The organism is Polaromonas sp. P2_G11, assembly GCF_056403595.1.
Map to the genome: position 1 here is coordinate 20706 of NZ_JBFUFE010000005.1, position 17050 is coordinate 37755.

General features: G+C 56.2%; 14 protein-coding genes. 5 read left to right on the plus strand and 9 right to left on the minus strand.

The window, feature by feature from the left end:
• The first annotated feature begins 16 nt into the window (after window positions 1–16).
• Both AC1DWQ_RS17465 and AC1DWQ_RS17470 read left to right on the plus strand, forming a co-directional pair.
• On the plus strand, window positions 17–502 hold the full coding sequence (locus AC1DWQ_RS17465) for a type II secretion system protein (RefSeq protein WP_477670770.1): 486 nt from the start codon (window positions 17–19) through the stop codon (window positions 500–502).
• Between the two features lie 13 nt (window positions 503–515).
• A complete protein-coding gene (locus tag AC1DWQ_RS17470) occupies window positions 516–890 on the plus strand; it encodes a hypothetical protein (RefSeq protein ID WP_477670771.1) in 375 nt (124 codons plus the stop codon).
• Between the two features lie 179 nt (window positions 891–1069).
• On the opposite strand, the gene AC1DWQ_RS17475 is transcribed toward AC1DWQ_RS17470, so the two are convergent.
• The 8 genes from AC1DWQ_RS17475 to AC1DWQ_RS17510 form a co-directional block, all read right to left on the minus strand.
• Window positions 1070–1744: a hypothetical protein gene (locus AC1DWQ_RS17475; protein WP_477670772.1), complete on the minus strand. Its 675-nt coding sequence runs from the start codon at window positions 1742–1744 to the stop codon at window positions 1070–1072.
• 5 nt (window positions 1745–1749) lie between these two features.
• Window positions 1750–2460 carry an RHS repeat-associated core domain-containing protein gene (locus AC1DWQ_RS17480; protein WP_477671211.1) on the minus strand — a complete coding sequence of 237 codons (711 nt, stop codon included), beginning with the start codon at window positions 2458–2460 and terminating at the stop codon, window positions 1750–1752.
• Window positions 2397–3374 (minus strand): hypothetical protein, encoded by a 978-nt coding sequence (locus AC1DWQ_RS17485; protein WP_477670773.1) that lies wholly within the window; start codon window positions 3372–3374, stop codon window positions 2397–2399. Before AC1DWQ_RS17485 ends, AC1DWQ_RS17480 begins: the two co-directional genes overlap by 64 nt.
• On the minus strand, window positions 3328–5583 hold the full coding sequence (locus AC1DWQ_RS17490) for an RHS repeat-associated core domain-containing protein (protein WP_477670774.1): 2256 nt from the start codon (window positions 5581–5583) through the stop codon (window positions 3328–3330). The genes AC1DWQ_RS17485 and AC1DWQ_RS17490 overlap by 47 nt, the downstream gene beginning before the upstream one ends.
• Before the next feature lie 143 nt (window positions 5584–5726).
• Window positions 5727–5939 (minus strand): hypothetical protein, encoded by a 213-nt coding sequence (locus AC1DWQ_RS17495; RefSeq protein ID WP_477670775.1) that lies wholly within the window; start codon window positions 5937–5939, stop codon window positions 5727–5729.
• A 1-nt stretch (window position 5940) separates the two neighbouring features.
• Entirely contained in the window at window positions 5941–8364 is a 2424-nt protein-coding gene (locus tag AC1DWQ_RS17500; RefSeq protein ID WP_477670776.1) for an Ig-like domain repeat protein, read from the minus strand.
• A 35-nt stretch (window positions 8365–8399) separates the two neighbouring features.
• On the minus strand, window positions 8400–11000 hold the full coding sequence (locus AC1DWQ_RS17505; protein ID WP_477670777.1) for a LamG-like jellyroll fold domain-containing protein: 2601 nt from the start codon (window positions 10998–11000) through the stop codon (window positions 8400–8402).
• Between the two features lie 647 nt (window positions 11001–11647).
• The gene (locus AC1DWQ_RS17510) at window positions 11648–13666 is read right to left on the minus strand and encodes a DUF6531 domain-containing protein (RefSeq protein ID WP_477670778.1); all 2019 of its coding nucleotides are present in this window, start codon (window positions 13664–13666) and stop codon (window positions 11648–11650) included.
• 719 nt (window positions 13667–14385) lie between these two features.
• On the opposite strand from AC1DWQ_RS17510, the gene AC1DWQ_RS17515 reads away from it, so the two are divergent.
• From AC1DWQ_RS17515 to AC1DWQ_RS17525, 3 genes are all read left to right on the plus strand, one after another.
• A complete protein-coding gene (locus tag AC1DWQ_RS17515; RefSeq protein WP_477670779.1) occupies window positions 14386–14580 on the plus strand; it encodes a hypothetical protein in 195 nt (64 codons plus the stop codon).
• Between the two features lie 407 nt (window positions 14581–14987).
• The gene (locus AC1DWQ_RS17520) at window positions 14988–15221 is read left to right on the plus strand and encodes a hypothetical protein (RefSeq protein WP_477670780.1); all 234 of its coding nucleotides are present in this window, start codon (window positions 14988–14990) and stop codon (window positions 15219–15221) included.
• A gap of 67 nt (window positions 15222–15288) precedes the next feature.
• On the plus strand, window positions 15289–15672 hold the full coding sequence (locus tag AC1DWQ_RS17525; RefSeq protein WP_477670781.1) for a hypothetical protein: 384 nt from the start codon (window positions 15289–15291) through the stop codon (window positions 15670–15672).
• 242 nt (window positions 15673–15914) lie between these two features.
• Here AC1DWQ_RS17525 and AC1DWQ_RS17530 read toward each other — a convergent pair whose 3' ends face one another.
• Window positions 15915–16820 (minus strand): LysR substrate-binding domain-containing protein, encoded by a 906-nt coding sequence (locus AC1DWQ_RS17530; protein WP_477670782.1) that lies wholly within the window; start codon window positions 16818–16820, stop codon window positions 15915–15917.
• Window positions 16821–17050: the final 230 nt, after the last annotated feature.

The following is a 17050-nucleotide window of genomic DNA, read 5'->3' on the forward strand; positions in this document are numbered from 1 at the left end:
CGGGACTCGTTCAGCCATGACAAAAGCCACCCGCCCGCGCAAGGCTTTGGCCTCGCAGTCAGGTCTGGTGTTGCTCGCGGTGCTGATTTTTCTGCTGCTGACTACCTTGGGTGCATCGGCCATGGTGGAACTGCAGCGCACCCACACCCAGCGCGCCAAAGAGACCGAGCTGCTGTTCGTGGGAGACCAGTACCGCCGCGCAATCAAGTCTTACTACAGCAGTGTGCCAGCGGGGAAAAGCCAGTCTTTGCCGCGCTCACTCGACGATCTGCTGGAGGACAAACGTTTTACTGCGCCTGTGCGTCACCTGCGTCGCCTGTATCCAGACCCCATGACGGGCGAAGTCGACTGGGTGATTGTTCAAGGTGCGGACGGCATCTTGGGGGTGCACAGTCGCTCCACGCAGAGCGTCTTCAAGAAAAGAGAGTTCCCGATTCAGTACCGGGATTTTCAGGACAAGGAGACTTATGCGGAGTGGGTGTTTGTGGCTTCGGTGAATTAAGGGGGACTACCGCATGAGCTTCGCACCAAGTCTATCGTTGATCGCTTTCGTGCGTAGAGGGGACCTCAATTTTGAACGCTTCGTCGAAGTACTTTCCACACGCGGCTACATCACAGAGCAAGATCACGAGGCGGGTTGCAGCATGGTTCCATTAGGCATGGAGGCGGCGCGGCAAGAGGATTTTGATGCGCTGTTCAAACTGCTAATGCCTGGGCGTCTCAACGAGATTGAGTTGTCATGCAGAGCAACCGACGCAGGTGGCCTGCGAGGGGCGTTTTCATATGCTCTGTTCAATTCCAACGTCGTTGATGACGAAACAATTAAGCACATATTGACGAAAGAGAACGAGGAAATAGCTAGACGGTATACAGAGTTCACGCGAATTTAACGTGAGGGTGTTAAGTTTCGCGTCGATGTGACCTGCCTTTTTTTGCAGTCGCTTGACCCCATCAAAATCCGGAAATGCGGATCGCCAGTCCTACGCCAAAGGAGTCACCATTGGCTCAGTGCTCGATGAAAAAAGCGGATCAACACACGGATCCACAACCCTGTTTCAAATAGTCGCAGCTATAAAGACTCAAAGAGGCGCCACCGGTAATTTATTTCTGATAGCCGGCCATCAGCGAATTGGAGTTGCGCGGTCGAATAGCCTCCAGGAACATTTATCGTCCAGGCATCGTAATTCAGTAGCAAGGCTGTGTCTTTGTCGGTGATTCCGCTCTTCAGTCGAACCCATCTTGAGCTTGCAATGCAGGCAAATACTTCAACCCCTGCCTCATCGCTTAATAGCTCGCGTAACTTCTCCAGCAACTCGGATCGAGTCTTGATCGGGGATAGCGCTGCAAATTCCTTCACTGATGCGTGCACCAAACCCACGGGACCATTGTTTGAATCGAAATTGAATTTCGCGCTTTTACTGTTTTTATAGTCACTTACGCATATTCCCGGGGCGGCATCGAGGTCCTGAAGCTGAGCAATGTTCTTCCTGGTAATAACTGGATATCCCACCAGTTCGGGTAGAACATCATCTACACCGCTGTCGCCAAGTATTCTCATTACTTGCTGCTTCGACGCCCCGAGTTTGGCGCCAAGTAACTCCGTTCGCTTGAAGGAAATTACAGGAAAAAATATCTGCTGCGCTAAAGTGAGCAGAATGATTCCAGTCAGCACTCCCAGTATCGACCAGCGCATGACTCGGCCTCGTCGTTTGCCGTCCATATCACTATCTGCAAGTTGTTCCATGATTTTCACCGCCACAGTCCGGCGCCGAACGGACTCGGCTTCGCAGGTGTCCAGTTCTGCCCATAGGCGCCCGAAATATTTGGAACCGTACCACCAGCTCTTTCAACAGATTGCTGAGTAGCGGTGTTCGAGTTGGGTCCAAATTTCGCATCGTACGGTCGGATCGAGTCATATCCTTCGGCTTGTCGCATAACCTCTCTATCAAAATCCGGTCCAGACACCCCCGCTGGCGGAGGCACTTCGTATGCTTCAGCCGGGGCTCCACCGTTCCATGCATTCCGATCGTCAACGTACGTGGGCGCATTGCTTCCTTGATTGAACATAGTTCGCCCGCCTGCCAGGCTGTATTGACCATCCACAATCTTTACCCGAACGCCACACACGTCTTTCCAATGCCACACGACGACGAAGCAGTGTTTAGCGCCAAGCCGGCGAGCCTTCGGATCGTTCACAGGCCGGCACACCACGGTTGTATCCAGACCCGACGGGTCCACTAGTCTCAACGGATCGCCCTCCACATAGCTAAAGGTATTGATGCCACCCGCCAGTCCAATGGGATCGGACTGCATATACCGCCCAATCCTCGGGTTGTACTCCCGATGCCAATTCTGGAACAGCCCACTCTCGGCATCAAAGGTTTGTCGAAAATCCTCTAATGGGCTTTGGCTACTCGAATCGCAAGCATCGGTGAAGTAAGGTCCTGCTGAGTGAGCAATATTGCTATGCCCGCGTCATCAAGAATTGCGTATGTATAAGCATTGGAAATGAAGAATCTCGTGCACTCGGTTTCTGAGCAACTCAATAACTCGTTGCCGGAACGAGCGCGCAAAGTGATTCTCGCTGGGCTATAGACTTGAGATGAATTTAAAACCGTGTACCCTGACCTTGAAGGGGGCAATGAAATGACTTTTTTACTTAAGGTTCCGATAGGCCCCAAAGACCAACTAACCAAATTCAGGCTCTTAATTTCTTGCCAAGCAGTGGAACATGTCGCGTAAAGCCTCTCATTATCTATCGCGTAGACCGGAGCCGCAGGAATTGCTAAAAAACTGGTGCTTCTATAAGCTGAACAGTCTGCGTTAATTTGTGCAAAGAAATCTTGAGAAATTGAAACTTCTGACTGCTCAGTAACATTGAGTAGAGTATTTTGGAAAAACAGGAGATCTCTGTATCGAACCGGTGCAACGATAGTAGAAGGGGCTTGGGGCCAACGTCCTGTCCTGTTACCCCAAACTATCGATACATGATCGCCATCTGCATCCACTTGAAAGTCGTCATCTTTGTAGATACTTGTGGACACCCTACTATCAGCCGACAAATTAACTCTTGCTCCATTTACAAAAAGTTTTCTATCGAACTTAGCAATACGCCTCTCATTTGCTAAATACTTCGGTGTGCCTTCAAGGTCTGATCTGGAGGACGATACATTTACTCGTGTTTTGTGAAAAGCGATGTATATGTTCGAGGAGTCAAACCATGCCGTTTCTATCTGGTATTGGTCAAATGTTCTAGAAGCCGAGTTTGCCGGTAAGGCGATAAGCATAGGCCACCAAAAACATAGTGCAACCCATCTTCTAAGCAAGTTATTCATAGCAAGAACAATCGATTTTTTGCCCTGAAATGGCAGCATTAATTTGATCCAAAGTTTCTTTCAAAAGCTCTGGTGTTAGGCTCTGAATATCTTCCTCTGAATGCTGGCCAGACCCATGTCTGTGACCTTGCGAGAATAGATTCCATTTCTGAAAGCCCCTATGTGCAGGGGATGTCGAGTCCATTATCGGATGTAGTGCAAATCCAAGCTTTATGAACGACGCTGTTTTGTCAAAATTCGAAATAGTGTCGGCTTTTGCTAACTCATTCTCAACGAATGTATTCAGCAACTTACATGATTGCGCCTTGGTTAACGCAGATGAACTCATTGCATGCATAAATGCGTTCGCCGCATCTTGATACTTCATGCTGTCAGCATCACGCGAACCCTGTTTCATGGCAGCTATTTGTGCGCTCGTTAATCTCAGTTGAGCACCTATAGCATCCAAAATCGCGTTGTGCGCGGCAGTTGACCACAACCCCTGCGGATCGATTTTACTCAAAGGATTTGCCGAGACATATGCAAAGGTATTGATCCCGCCAGCCAGTCCAATAGGATCGGACTGCATATAGCGCCCAATGCGCGGGTTGTACTCCCGGTGCCAGTTCTGGAACAGCCCACTCTCTGCATCAAACACCTGCCCGGGTAAGCGCTGGTTGAACGCGAAGACGCCCAGGCTTGACGGGTTCTGATCAGGCGCCGTCGCCCCAAAGGGCTCCGCCGTATCCCAGCGCCAAGCAATCGCTTCATCACTCTGCCGCGTAATCACTCTGGGTGCACCCAACTGGTCGGTCGAGACGTTGTACAGGCTGATGGCAATGTCGCTGGTTGCAGCAATCCCCGTCTGCTTGATCACCCCGACCGGCATGCCCATGTAAATGGTTTCATATTGAGGAGCGCCATTGGCATCGTACTCACCTAGCAGCTTGCCCCCTTCGTCATAAACGTAGTAAGCCGCACCGGTAGGCACCAGCGCCGTCGGCCCCGTCTTGCTCATCCTCGACTCCAGGGCACTGTAGCTGTAGCTCACGGTGCCGCCGGCATTCGTCATCGTCGCCAGTCTTCCCCGGTCGCTGTAGGTGTAGCTGTTGGTCCCGTCACTCGTGATGTTGCCGGCCGCATCGTGCACCACGGTGGCCGTACCTGTTGTGTCTTGCGTCTGGTTCAGCCGGTTGCTGGTCGTGGCGATGGTGTTCGGGTAGCTCGTGCCACTGATGACCTTGGCCATACGGTTGCCGGTAGCGTCGTAGCTGTACTGGATCGCACTGCTGCCCAGGGTCGCGCTGGTCAAGCGGTTCAGGTTGTCATAGCCAAAGCTCTGGTCCAGGCTGGGAACAGGCGCTCCGTTGCTTGTGTGGGTGTAGCCGGTGATGCGCCCTGCACTGTCTCGGGTAATAGTGCGGCGAACGCCTGTGCTGGTCGGGTCGCCCAGGTTGTACGCACTGATCTGGCCGTTGGCGTCATAACTGATCGCCTGGGTCTTGCTGCTGGCCCACGTCCAGCCGGTGAGCTTGTTCTCGGCATTGGTGGTGATGCCCGTTATCAGCGGCAGGGTTGTTCCGCTGGTGCCCACGCCGTTGGCATTCGGCGGATTGACCGTGACGGCATTGACCTGCCCCTGGGGGTCGTAGCTGTAGTTGACCTTTGTTCCGCTCGGATAGGTAATCGCCGTGAGCTTGTCCAGTGCGCTTCCCGTGTCACCCCAGCTGTAGCCCACCGTAAAGGTCTTGCTGCCTATGGTCTGGGTTTTGCCTGTCTTGCGGCCCAGGCTGTCGTAGCTGTAGACGGCCTGGCCGGAGGCGTCGGTGATTTTGGTGAGTTCGCCTACGGCTGCCGGGGTGGGAGTGGATCCGCCGTCGTACTCGAGCACGCTGGGCGTGCCGGTGGCATAGCTGATGGTTTTGAGGCGGTCCAAGTTGTCATAGGTGTACTGGGTGAGCTTGCCTCTGGCGTCGGTCTTGGTCAGGACGTTGCCGTTGAGGTCGTAGGTGTACTGGCTGGTGCCGGTGTCAGGGCTGGTTTGCGCGGTGACATCGCCCAGGCCGTTGGGGCTGTAGGTGGTGGCGAGGTTGCGGGGGTCGGTGACCTGGGTCAGGTTGTCATTGGCGTTGTAGGCAAAGCCGGTGGTGGTGGGGGTGCTGCTACCGGTGTTGGCGGGCTGCTGGGTCTGGATGGGGCGACCCAGGCTGTCGTAGTAGGTGTAGCTGGCAAGACCATTGGGGTCGACCACGGTGGTGGGACGGCCCATAGCGTCGTAGTCGGTCCAACTGACATCGGATGGTGGCGGGGTGACAGTGCACGGAAAGGATGGCGTCGACATCGCAAGGCCATCTTTAAATCCACAGGTGATGACGGGATAATCATCCAGGATGCGATATCTAATTAATGCGCTTACTTCAACTCATCGGGCATGATGTCAGGAAACTTAGCGTACAGGCGATTCATGACATCGCAAACGCCCCCCATGATTTTTGCAACATCCGCTCTGTAGCCTTCAAACTCTTTTGGGCCGCAGGTTTCCTGCACTAACTTAATTGAATCATCTAGAGTGGCAAGTACGCCGCGCATTTCATCAGACAATTTCAGAGCAACTTCTTTTTCCATTTCACCATTCTCCTGCGCTTCCGCTTGGGCAACCATTTTCAAGCATACATCTATTTTTGCATCGAAAGAAAGATGTACCGTAGTCCCTAGTCGGCAGCGTTGCTTCGCATCTGCGGATACACATGTCGTTTACTTTCTGGCATCTTTTATTCAATCCACACAATACATCGCCTGAGTCAGTTGGAGGGACGGGCGATATATTGCGCCCATTGGATGAGTCCGCGGACGTTGTTGGTATGACAACCAAGCCCTTAGGATCACTCTTCGAAAGCGGATCACCCTCGACATAAGCAAATGTATTGATGCCCCCCTCCAGCCCAATGGGATCGGACTGCATATAGCGCCCAATCCTCGGGTTGTACTCCCTGTTCCAGTTCTGGAACAGCCCACTCTCGGCATCAAAGGTTTGCCCAGGCAAGCGCTGGTTAAAGGCGAAGGCCCCCAGGCTGCTCGGATTCTGATCAGGCGCCGTCGCGCCAAAGGGTTCTGCCGTGTCCCATCTCCAAACGACTGTCTCATCTGATTGCCGTGTGATGATTCTGGACGCACCGAGCTGATCCGCCCAGACGTTGTACAGGCTGATGGCAATGTCGCTTCCCGCAGCCGTTCCCGTCTGCTTGATCACCCCCACCGGGCTGCTCATATAGATGGTTTCATAGAGCGGTGTTCCGTTGGCATCGTACTCACCCAGCAGTTTTCCCTCTTCGTCATAGACATAGTAAGCCGCACCCGTTGGCACCAGCGCCGTCGGCCCCGTCTTGCTCATCCTCAACTCCAGCGCGCTGTAGCTGTAGCTCACCGTGCCACCGGCGTTCGTCATCGTCGCCAGTCTCCCCCGGTCGCTGTAGGTATAAGTGTTGGTCCCGTCGCTCGTGATGTTGCCGGCCGCATCGTGCTGGACGGTGGCCGTGCCTGTTGTGTCCTGGGTCTGGTTCAGCCGGTTGCTGGTGGTGGCTATGGTGTTCGGATAGCTCGTGCCGCCGATGACTCTGGCCGTGCGGTTGCCGGTGGCGTCGTAACTGTATTGGATGGCACTGCTGCCCAGGGTGGCGCTGATGATTCGGTTCAGGTTGTCATAACCAAAGCTTTGGTCCAGGCTGGGCACCGGAGTCCCGTTGCTGGTGTGGCTGTAGCCGGTGATGCGCCCTGCAGTATCGCGAAGGACCGTGCGGCGGATCCCTGTGCTGGTCGGGTCGCCCAGGTTGTACGCACTGATCTGTCCGTTGGCGTCGTAGGCAATCGCCTGGGTCTTGCTGCTGGCCCAGCTCCAGCCGGTGATTTTACTTTCCGCATTGGTGGTGATACCTGCTATCAGCGGCAAGGTGGTGCCGGTGTTGGTGCCTGCGCCATTGGCGTTCGGTGGGTTGACGGTGATTCCAGAAACATCGCCATAGCTGTCATAGCCGTAGTTGACTCTTGCTCCGCTCGGATAGGTGATGGCGGTCAGCTTGTCCAGTGCGGCACCGGTATCACCCCAGCTGTAGCCGACGGTGAAGGTCTTGCCGCCTATGGTCTGGGTTTTGCCGGTCTTGCGGCCCAGGCTGTCGTAGCTGTAGACAGCCTGGCCGGAGGCGTCAGTGATCTTGGTGAGCTCGCCTACTGCGGCTGGGGTGGGGGTGGATCCGCCGTCGTACTCAAGCACGCTGGCCGTGCCTGTGGGGTAGCTGATGCTGGTCAGGCGGTTGAGGTTGTCGTACGCGTACTGGGTGAGCTTGCCTCGGGCGTCGGTCTTGGTCAGGACGTTGCCGTTGAGGTCATAGGTGTACTGGCTCGCGCCGGTATCAGGGCTGGTTTGCGCTGTGACATCACCCAGGCCGTTGGGGCTGTAAGTGGTGGCGAGGTTGCGGGGATCGGTGACCTGGGTCAGGTTGTCATTGGCGTTGTAGGCAAAGCCGGTGGTGGTGGGCGTGGCACTTCCGGTGTTGGCGGGTTGCTGGGTCTGGATGGGACGGCCCAGGCTGTCGTAGTAGGTGTAGCTGGCAAGACCATTGGGGTCGACCACGGTGGTGGGCCGGCCCATGGCGTCGTAGCCATACTGCCAGGTCAGGGTGCCGCTGTTGATGGCAACACTCACCGCCGAAGAGGTCGACGGGTCGTTGTTGGTGTCGCCTGCGTAGTCGGCGCTTAAGGTGTGACTGCCCAAGGCCAGGGAGTTGGTAGCAAGCGTTGCCACGCCGCCTGCCACAGTGCCTGTGCCCAGGGTGGTGCTGCCGTCCTTGAAGGTGACGTTGCCGGTGGGACTGGCACCTGTGACGGTGGCGGTCAGCGTGATGTTCTGGCCTACGGGGGCGGTGCCGGCGCTGCTTGAAAGCGCTGTGGTCGTGGGGGTGGCGGCGAGCGCCAGGACCGGGACCAGAGAGATGAGCAGTGCCAGGCGGCCGAGCCAGGCATTGAAGGTTTGACCGACTTGGCTAGGGCTGCTCATGCGACCTCCTGTTTGGGTGATGGTTGTTGTGGTGTTCAATTGCTCGCTCCCGTGACTTGTTGGACCCGGTTCAAGGCGTCATACACCCGGGTGATGTTTCTTTGCAGATTGCCCGAGGGGTCCTTGACCTGTTCGCCTGTCTTGTTGCCCATGGCGTCCAGGGTGTAGGTGATGGTGTTGCCTTTGGCATCGGTCACGCCAGTTAACCGGTGCGCGGCGTCGTAGCTGTAGCTCATCGTTGTGCTGTCGGGCAGAACCACCCCTGTCAGCTGGCCGGCGTTGTCGTAGGTGTAAGTGGTGGTGCGGGCTGCTCCGCCCGGTGGGGTGACACTGGTGCTGCCGACCCAGCCTCGGGGGGTGTAGGTCGTGTCGGTGACGATGCCTTTGGGGTCAACCATCTGGCGCACCCGTCCGGCCCTGTCGTACAGGGTGAACTGCGTGACGTGCCCTGCTGCGTTCGTCACACTCTGCAGGTCTCCGACCGTATGGCCTACATCAACGGCGATGTTGGTATCGGTGTAGTACACATAGCTGGTGCTGCGATTGTTCGCATCTATGGAAGTCAGGATGCGGCCGGAAACATCATAGGTAAATCTCGCATCGGGGCCTGACGCAGGAAGATAGGCTGCGATACCGGGGAACTGCGCCGCTGGCGGTGTGAAAGCCGCTGAATATCGTGCAACACCTTTGGTGATACGGACTTCATCCATATTCCCGGTGAAAGCGACGGCCTCCCCACCCTTGCCGATATACAAAGGGCCCGTGAGCGCTGCGAAAGGCGTGTAGGCGGCGGTACTGGTGGATGGGACGCCATTGACGTAGACCGACATCGTGGCCCCGTTCCCCACAATGGCAACATGCTGCCAGACGTTGGCCGTAATCGCCGTGCTCGGGAATACACCAACAATCTCCCAGTTATTCACGGCCGCGTTGCTTTTGAGAATACGTACAGAGCTGTTTTCCAGGTCTATCTCAAATGGGGAGTAAACAGGGCCTAGTCGTGTGGAGATAAGGCTCTGAATACCGCCAATGGAACCAGGCTTCAGAAAAAACTCGATGGTGAATGGCAACGACCCGAAGTTAAAGTCGGTTCCAGCGGGTACCGAGATGTATCCACTGTTGGCGAAAGCGCCGGAGCCGGTGCCAAATACTTTCGACGCAGTTGAAATTGAGGCACTTCCTGTGACAGAGAGCGTTTTCAGAGCAGCACCATCGTCCACAAAAGCTGTCGAGCCGTTCGTCCCATTCATGTGAAGCAAAAGCGAATTAAATGCTGCACTCGGATCGGTTGGACCACCTCCAGCTGCTGCCGGGTTCGCGAGTTGAACAATCCTCTTGCACACCACGGGCAAGGGCTTTCCATTCGGCAACGTTGGCGCACTGGTGCAATTGGCCGCTGCATCGGCGTTCAAAGGGTCTGGCCGGCCCTGGTAAACCAGCGTTGTCAATGTCCCAGGCGTGGCACTCGCAACAGGAAGCCGCCAATCCGGGTGCCAAGTGGTCGTGAATTTCCTAGCCCCTGCCGGCAAAGTGGCGCCGCCAGGTAGCACGGCATTGCAGGCCGCGGTGTTGGACAGGCCTTCCACTCGCGTGATCTCCCGATTCGAACCGTCATACGCATAGCAACTGCGCACGCCGTTGAAATCATCTTGTGAGAGCAAATTCCCAGCTGCATCAAAGGCGGAGGCGTTATTGGCTGCGGCACAGCCTGAGCCTGCCGGCTGGCTCAGGCCCGTAGCCTTGTTCAGGCCACCCACCGTGGTAGACGCGATGTCCGAGCTTTGCCCATTGGGCAGGGCTAGAACCACGTTGCTGGGCGACACCATGCTGTGGGCGCGGGTGGTAATGGTCGTTGCGGCATCGTAGGTTTGCGTGACAGCCACGGAAGGTGGAGTGCCGTAAGCCACGCTGTAGCGGTTAACGCCCCCGGCAAGTTCGGTGGAGATGGCACGGCCGGCGGCATCGTAACCATAGGTGGAATAGCGGTTCCCCAGTTCGTCCACCGACCCCGTGAGCGCCCACGGCAGGCTGGAGTTTTCGTAAACAAAGGTTTGAGCCGAGTTGTCGGGCCAGCGGAGTTCGACCAGGTTGCGGTTGGCGTCGTAAAGGGCGCTGATGGTTTGGCCCATGGCATTGCTGATGAAGCTCAGCAGCCCGTCAGTGGCGGCATTGCCGCCGGAGGGCAGTGTATAGCTGAAGTTGATGCTACGGCCCGTGTTGTCGGTTGCCGACACCAAGTACCCAGCGGCCGGGGCAGCGGTACTCGCCGCCGAGCTATACGCGTACGTTATCCTGTTCCCGCGGCCATCGGCTTCAGAGGTGATCCGCCCCGCGGCGTTGTAAGTTTCCAGGGTCTGTGAGGAAGCCTCCAGATAGCGATAGCCACCGGAGACAACGACCAGCGAATCTTTGTTCAAACCCATCGGAGCATAGGAGGCGTTCGTCGGGTTGTACCTGAAGCTGACGACGGTGCCGTTTCCACGCATGACCTGCGCGTCGAACCCCCCTGCACCGATAACGATGTTCTTGTGCAGCGAACTCTCCCATAGCGCACCGAGCGCGGGGATATTGCCGAGCACTTTGGGTGCAACGCCCATAGACGCAGCGGTGAAAACCTTGCGGTTGTCGTAAGTCACACGCCACTCCTGGCCACCAACCGAAAACCCCGTTGCTACCGTGTGCGTCTCGGCGCCGACCAAGGGCGTGATAGGTTTGCCCTTCTGAACAAAACCAGCATCCTTACAAGATTGTGGCTGCGAGCTCAAAAGGAGGTTGGCAATGTTGGTAGTGCTGCTGTTGTAGCAACCGTTCTTGAGAGGGTTCTCCAGATAGCCTGGCTTGCAAACGCACGTCGCGCCGTTTGGATCCGACCCCGCTGGACAAACGGGGGGAACCGTACAACCGACGGCTGAGTACGTGCTAAGGCCCTTATTTGGCACAGTGCAATGGAACCAGATTTGCTGATCCAAAAGCAGCTTGGGATTCGGCTCCGCGCTCATAGCGACCCAACTTACTCCCTGGAACGGCTCCTGAGCCTGACAGGAAGCAATTGCAGAAGACATGCACGCTCCATTGCCCGCAGAAACACCGAGCCAGCTCGGAGTAAGCGGATCCACATTGGCGAAAGCTGTGCCTGACATCAACGCAGCCAGCACAGCAATCCACGCCAAAAGCTGTTTCTTCAGATTTGCCGTATTTCCCACGATGAGCTTAGGCTTTAGAGTATTCGTGCACTTTTCATTCACGTTATTACCTCGCTGATACGCTTGATTTGCATTGGGGTTCAATTACTCGCTCCCGTGACTTGCTGGACCCGGTTAAGGGCGTCGTACACGCGGGTGATGTTTCTTTGCAGGTTGCCTTGCGGGTCTTTGACCTGCTCGCTGACCTTGTTGCCCATGGCGTCCAGGGTGTAGGTGATGGTGTTGCCTTTGGCATCGGTCACACCCGTCAGCCTGTGCGCGGCGTCGTAGCTGTAGCTCATGGTGCTGCTGTCGGGCATAACCACACCCGTCAGCTGGCCGGCGTTGTCGTAGCTGTACGTTGTGATCCGGGCTACCCCACCTGGTGGGGTCACCGTTACGCTGCTGACCCAGCCTCTGGAGGTGTAGGTCGTGTCTGTGACGATGCCTTTGGGGTCAATCATCTGACGCACGCGCCCTGCCCTGTCGTACAGGGTGAACTGCGTGATGTGGCCTGCTGCGTTGGTGACTGACTGGAGGTCGCCAACCGTGTGACCTACCACGTTGGGTATCGTGCCGCTGAAGCTGGTGCTGCTGTAATAGGCGTAGGTCTGCTGGACGATGTTATTGAAGCTCTGAGTGGCGATTAAGCCTTCAGGGTTGTAGGTCCAACTGCTGGTTCGAGCCACATTAGTGGCCGTGTCGGTGACGGTCTGACTCAGTTGGTTTCCCTGTGTGTCGTAGGTATAAGCAGTCGTTCTTCCCGCTTCTGTCACCAACACCGGCAACCTGAAGGTTGGGTGCCACTGGGTGGTCGTGGTCTGCACCTCAGGAAGGCCTGTTGCCTTGGTGGTGGTCAATGGCAGGCGCCGGTTGATATCCCAGGTGTACATGGTGTTGACACCCAGGAAGTCGGTCTCTTGCGTGACCAGTCCACTGGCGTCTTGCACCCGGCTGGCCGCGTCGCCGGAGCCGCTTGCGCTCGGCAGGGTTGCCCCGGTCACGGCGAGCTGGCCCTTGTTTGTGCTGTAGTTGTAAGTACGTTGTGTGTCCAGCGGGTCTGTGACGGTTGTTGCGCCTGCGGCCCCGTAACTCACACTGTACCGGTACACGCCGCCGGCCAATTCGGTGCTCAGGCCCCTGCCCTGAGTGTCGTAGCTGACGGTTTCATAGCGATGCGACACCTCATCGGTGATGCCGGTCACCAATTGCGGAAAAGTTGCGTTCTCGTAGTGGTAAGTCTTGCTGACGGCACCGCTCACACTGCCTGCGTAGGTCACGGTTGTCAGGCGGTCCGTGGCTGCAGTGCCGTCATAGCCGTAGCTGATGACCTGGCCATCAGGCGCCGTCACGCTGACCAGTTGGCTAGAGGCGTTGTAAATAAAGCCCAGGCTGCGCCCAAATTTGTTGGTCACCGTGATCAGCAGGCCTGGAACGGGGGCGATGCTACCGGGCGTACTGGTGGTACTGTAGGTATAGGTAGCGACCCAGCCGTTTCTCTGGGTCACGGTGAGCAGCTTGCCAACCGCATCGAACTGCCACTGGCTGTCGTTGTCCAGCTGTTTGTAGAGCAGGCCCGTGCCGTTGGAGGCCAGGGTATCGGCACTGTTGGTGGCCAGCCAGCTGCTGGTTCCCACCTGCCAGCCAAACTCGCGTACGCTGCCGTCGCCGAACATGACCTTGGCGGTGCTGTCTGCCGTACCGACAATGCCTTCCAGCTGGACAGACGCTGCATGGTTGTGCGACCAGGTTTGGCCGAAAGCGGCACTGCCCCCTGCCGCCACAGTACCCGCCGACCGGCTGCTGCGAAAACTACGCAGCAGGCTGAGCGCATGCGGGCCTACGTCCTGGTAGTCATAGTCGTCAAACACCTTTTCCCCGGTCGCGGGAATGATCGGGCTTCCGACCTCAATGCCATCGACAACGCGTTTTTTCGGCGCAGGACATGTCAGCACAGGCGGCGGCGGGGCCACCACACACGACGTGCTGTTGCCATCCTCTTTGAAGCCCTTCTTGCAAACGCAAGAGCCGTTGACCAAATCGGTACGTTCGGGGCACTGCAAGGTACCCGAGCCATAGGTGTAGTTCCAATCGGGCGTCGCCGGACGGGACCTGTACACATAGCACTGGTCTCCAACCAGAGTCGAGCCATACCAAGGAGGTTGAATGCCCGTGCAATCATTTGCCGTGATGGCAAAGTTTTCGCAGGCCGCCAATGCGGTAGGTTGGGGCGTATTCAATGTTCCTTGACAGGCCCATGCCGAGGCATAAAAAAACTGAAGTGTCTTGGGGACAACGGCAGAAGCATTAAATGAAATGCCAATCAGCACGAGCAAAATGAGCCAAGGAAACCACGCTGATACCTGGTGGAAAATGTGCTCGCCTAGCCGGGCGGCGCTCATCACAAGATGAGCGGCGATATGCAATAAAGGCTGTTTGGTATTAGCCGCGCCCACACATCGGCGCGCCGGCCGACAATATTGATTGACCACTGCCCACTCCCTCTTTTGCTATTTGAGAGCAAGTGTCAGCCGGTGGTGTGAACCCTGTCAATCGCGTTTCGCAAAACTACCTTGTTCAATAAATCGCGATGCTCATTCAATCCAGATGAGGTTCAGCAACTTCGAGCGGCATCATTAACCCAAACATTCTCATTTGAAACCGATGCTGATGTGTGAATGACTATGCATGTGCACCGAAGGAGTTAACCGGCATGTGTGCGTTTGGAATAATTAGCACCTCTTCAAATAGAGGAGGCGGTGTCGTTTTGACGCACATGATGCGAAACACGAGTCCTGAATTTCGCTGAAGCTTGACCCGAGGGGGTGCGGACAAAAACTTGGACTGGTACGCCAGCATGTTCAACCAGATCGAAGTCTTTCAGGTGAGCGATGGGCATGCCCTGCTCAACACCCAGGTCAACAATCTGGTGCAGGCCATGGCATCGTTCAGCCCGCCAGCAGCGGGTGAGACCACCCTGCCTGCCAGCTACCAGAGCAGTCTGGCGCCGGTGATTGCTGCCAACTGGCAGTAAATGGCGTTGAAGCATATTGCTCGCTGAAATCGCCCGACGGCTTCCGCCCGGTTGCCGTCGGCCGTGATATCCAGCGAGTCCTGGCGCTATTATTTTTGTAGCTGCTTGCGCTCGTCCCTATTGGCTTGTGACCATATTTCTCATGAGGAATTGGTTGTCAACGGCTGGCTGCCTGGTAAGCCGGGAGCGCTCATTGGGAAGTTTCTCAGAACATGCAAATCCTGGTCGGCGCGACAGCAGGCGAATCCAACTATCGGCCAATCCTCCTGGAAATCGCATACATTCGCGAGGATCGTGAACATCCTTCTCGTGGAGACAGACGTCACAGCCCTTTCTTGGCTGAAGGCGACAGTTGGGGGTCAAACCTCAGCGCAATTCAACAACTTTCAGCTAATTAAAAAAACTACATGAAAATAATTGCCCTTCTATTTGGAACCGCTGGGTTTTTTCTTTTCGTGTACTTGGTCTACTTATTTAGTAAGCACAAAGCTTATTTCTCCGGGGAGACTGAATATCGGAAAGCATTCTCTCGTTTAAGGGAACACTTCCCCCAAGATGCCTTCGTAATGAAGTGGGGTCTTGTTTTTTTCTTTGCCGTTGAAGCGATTGGTGGTCTGATTGCAATGATCTCTAAATATTGAAGACTAATTAGAAATCGCAATAGATCATCTCGACCATTCACATCTAAAAATTGCGAAGAATTCCCCAATGACAATTGAAATTAAAAAGAAAAAGTCAAAAATATTGGGCGTACCAGCCGGGGTGATTGTTGGGCTATGCGTATTGGGATATGTCATTTCGTTAAATGGAGTTCATGACGAAATGATCGCATTCCCTTTGATATTTTTTCCAATGCTCGTCACCATTGGTATGGCTGCGATCGCAAATCTGGCATTTTGGTTTGCAACCGGAAGCTCGCCAAAAAGAGACTCGCCTGGCTCGCTGACAAACGATGAACGTTTGTTAGAGGCCGCGCAACGCCCCGATCGTTTCTGGCTTGTGGCGTCCTATCGCTACCTTCAGCCTATCACGATGGTCGGCGCAGGCTACATAGCAATTTGTCCTGTGATCGGTGTTGTCCTTTTGAAGTAATGGAGTGGGGAAATGGGTTTCCCAAGAGTCTATGAATTCGGCAATGTATTCATCAACGTCGCCAATGCGATGGCGCCGGCCTGAACACCCCGGAGCAGGTCCTAAACAGCCTGCTCTCGCTGTTCAGGCAGTCTTTTTGAGTATGAAATCGCCTCCAGCCCAATAAGGACGAGCGCAAGCAGCTACTAAATTCATAGCACCTTACCTGCACTCGCAGCCGGCGAATCCGCCAGGCGAGGCCGTCAAACCAGCTCTTCACCCCGCATACGTTCCCCCAGGAAGTCCAGAAAGCTGCGCACCGCCGGAATCTGTCCGCGCCGCGAAGTGAACACCGCATGCGCCACGCCGGGGCGAAGCGCCCAGCCGGGCAGCACAGGCACCAGCAACTGCGCCTGCTGCTCCACCGCGCTCAGGGATTCTGGCAAAAAGCTCATGCCGGTGCCGGCCAGCACGGCCAGCTTCAGGGTTTGCAGGTCGTCGGCCACATAACGCGGCTGGTGCTGCAGCACAAACTCCTTTCCCTCGGGGCCCATCAGCGTCCACGACGCCCGGCCATCCACCCAGGACATGGCGACGGTGTCCAGCTTGTGCAGGTCTTCCGGTTTTTCAGGCGTGCCCTGCCGCCTCAGCAAATCCGGGCTGGCCAGCAGGCGCCCGGAGCCGGCGCCCAGGTTTTTCACGACCAGGCTGCCGCTGTCTTCCAGCGTGGGCCGCACGCGCAGGGCAATGTCGATGCCTTCTTCCACCAGGTCAATCACCCGGTTGGTCACGCGCATGTCGACTTTCACATGAGGGTGAAGCGCCATGTAGCGCGGCACCAGGTAGCCCACCGTGCTTTGCGCCAGCGTGACCGGGCAGGTGATGCGCAGCGTGCCGCGTGGCTCGACCTGCATTTGCGCCACGGCTTCAGACGCCGCCATGGCCTCGTCGCGCATGGCGATGCAGTGGCGCAGGTAAATCTCGCCGACCTCAGTCAATGAAAGCTTGCGGGTGGTGCGCTGCAGCAGCCGCGCGCCCAGCCGCGCCTCCAGCTCAGCCACGCGGCGCGACAGGCGCGACTTGGGCAGCCCCAGCGCCCGCCCGGCGGCGGCAAAGCCGCCCCGCTCCACCACTTCGGCGAAATACAGCATGTCATTGAGGTCTTGCATGGGAAAAGTCCTTTCGCCGCCTTTTGCTCGCCTTGCACCGCGCGCGATGGCGCCGGTTTGAAGGAATTTTGTGATTTTGCGGCGTTTATTGTCTCACGAGTAGAACGATAAGTCACATTTTTGCCAACTTATCAAACACTCGACTCATCCGCACAATCTATCCCATGGCTGCGGTTCAAGGTGAACACGGCCTGAAAACCGGTTTATCCCACCCGATCAATCACTTCATT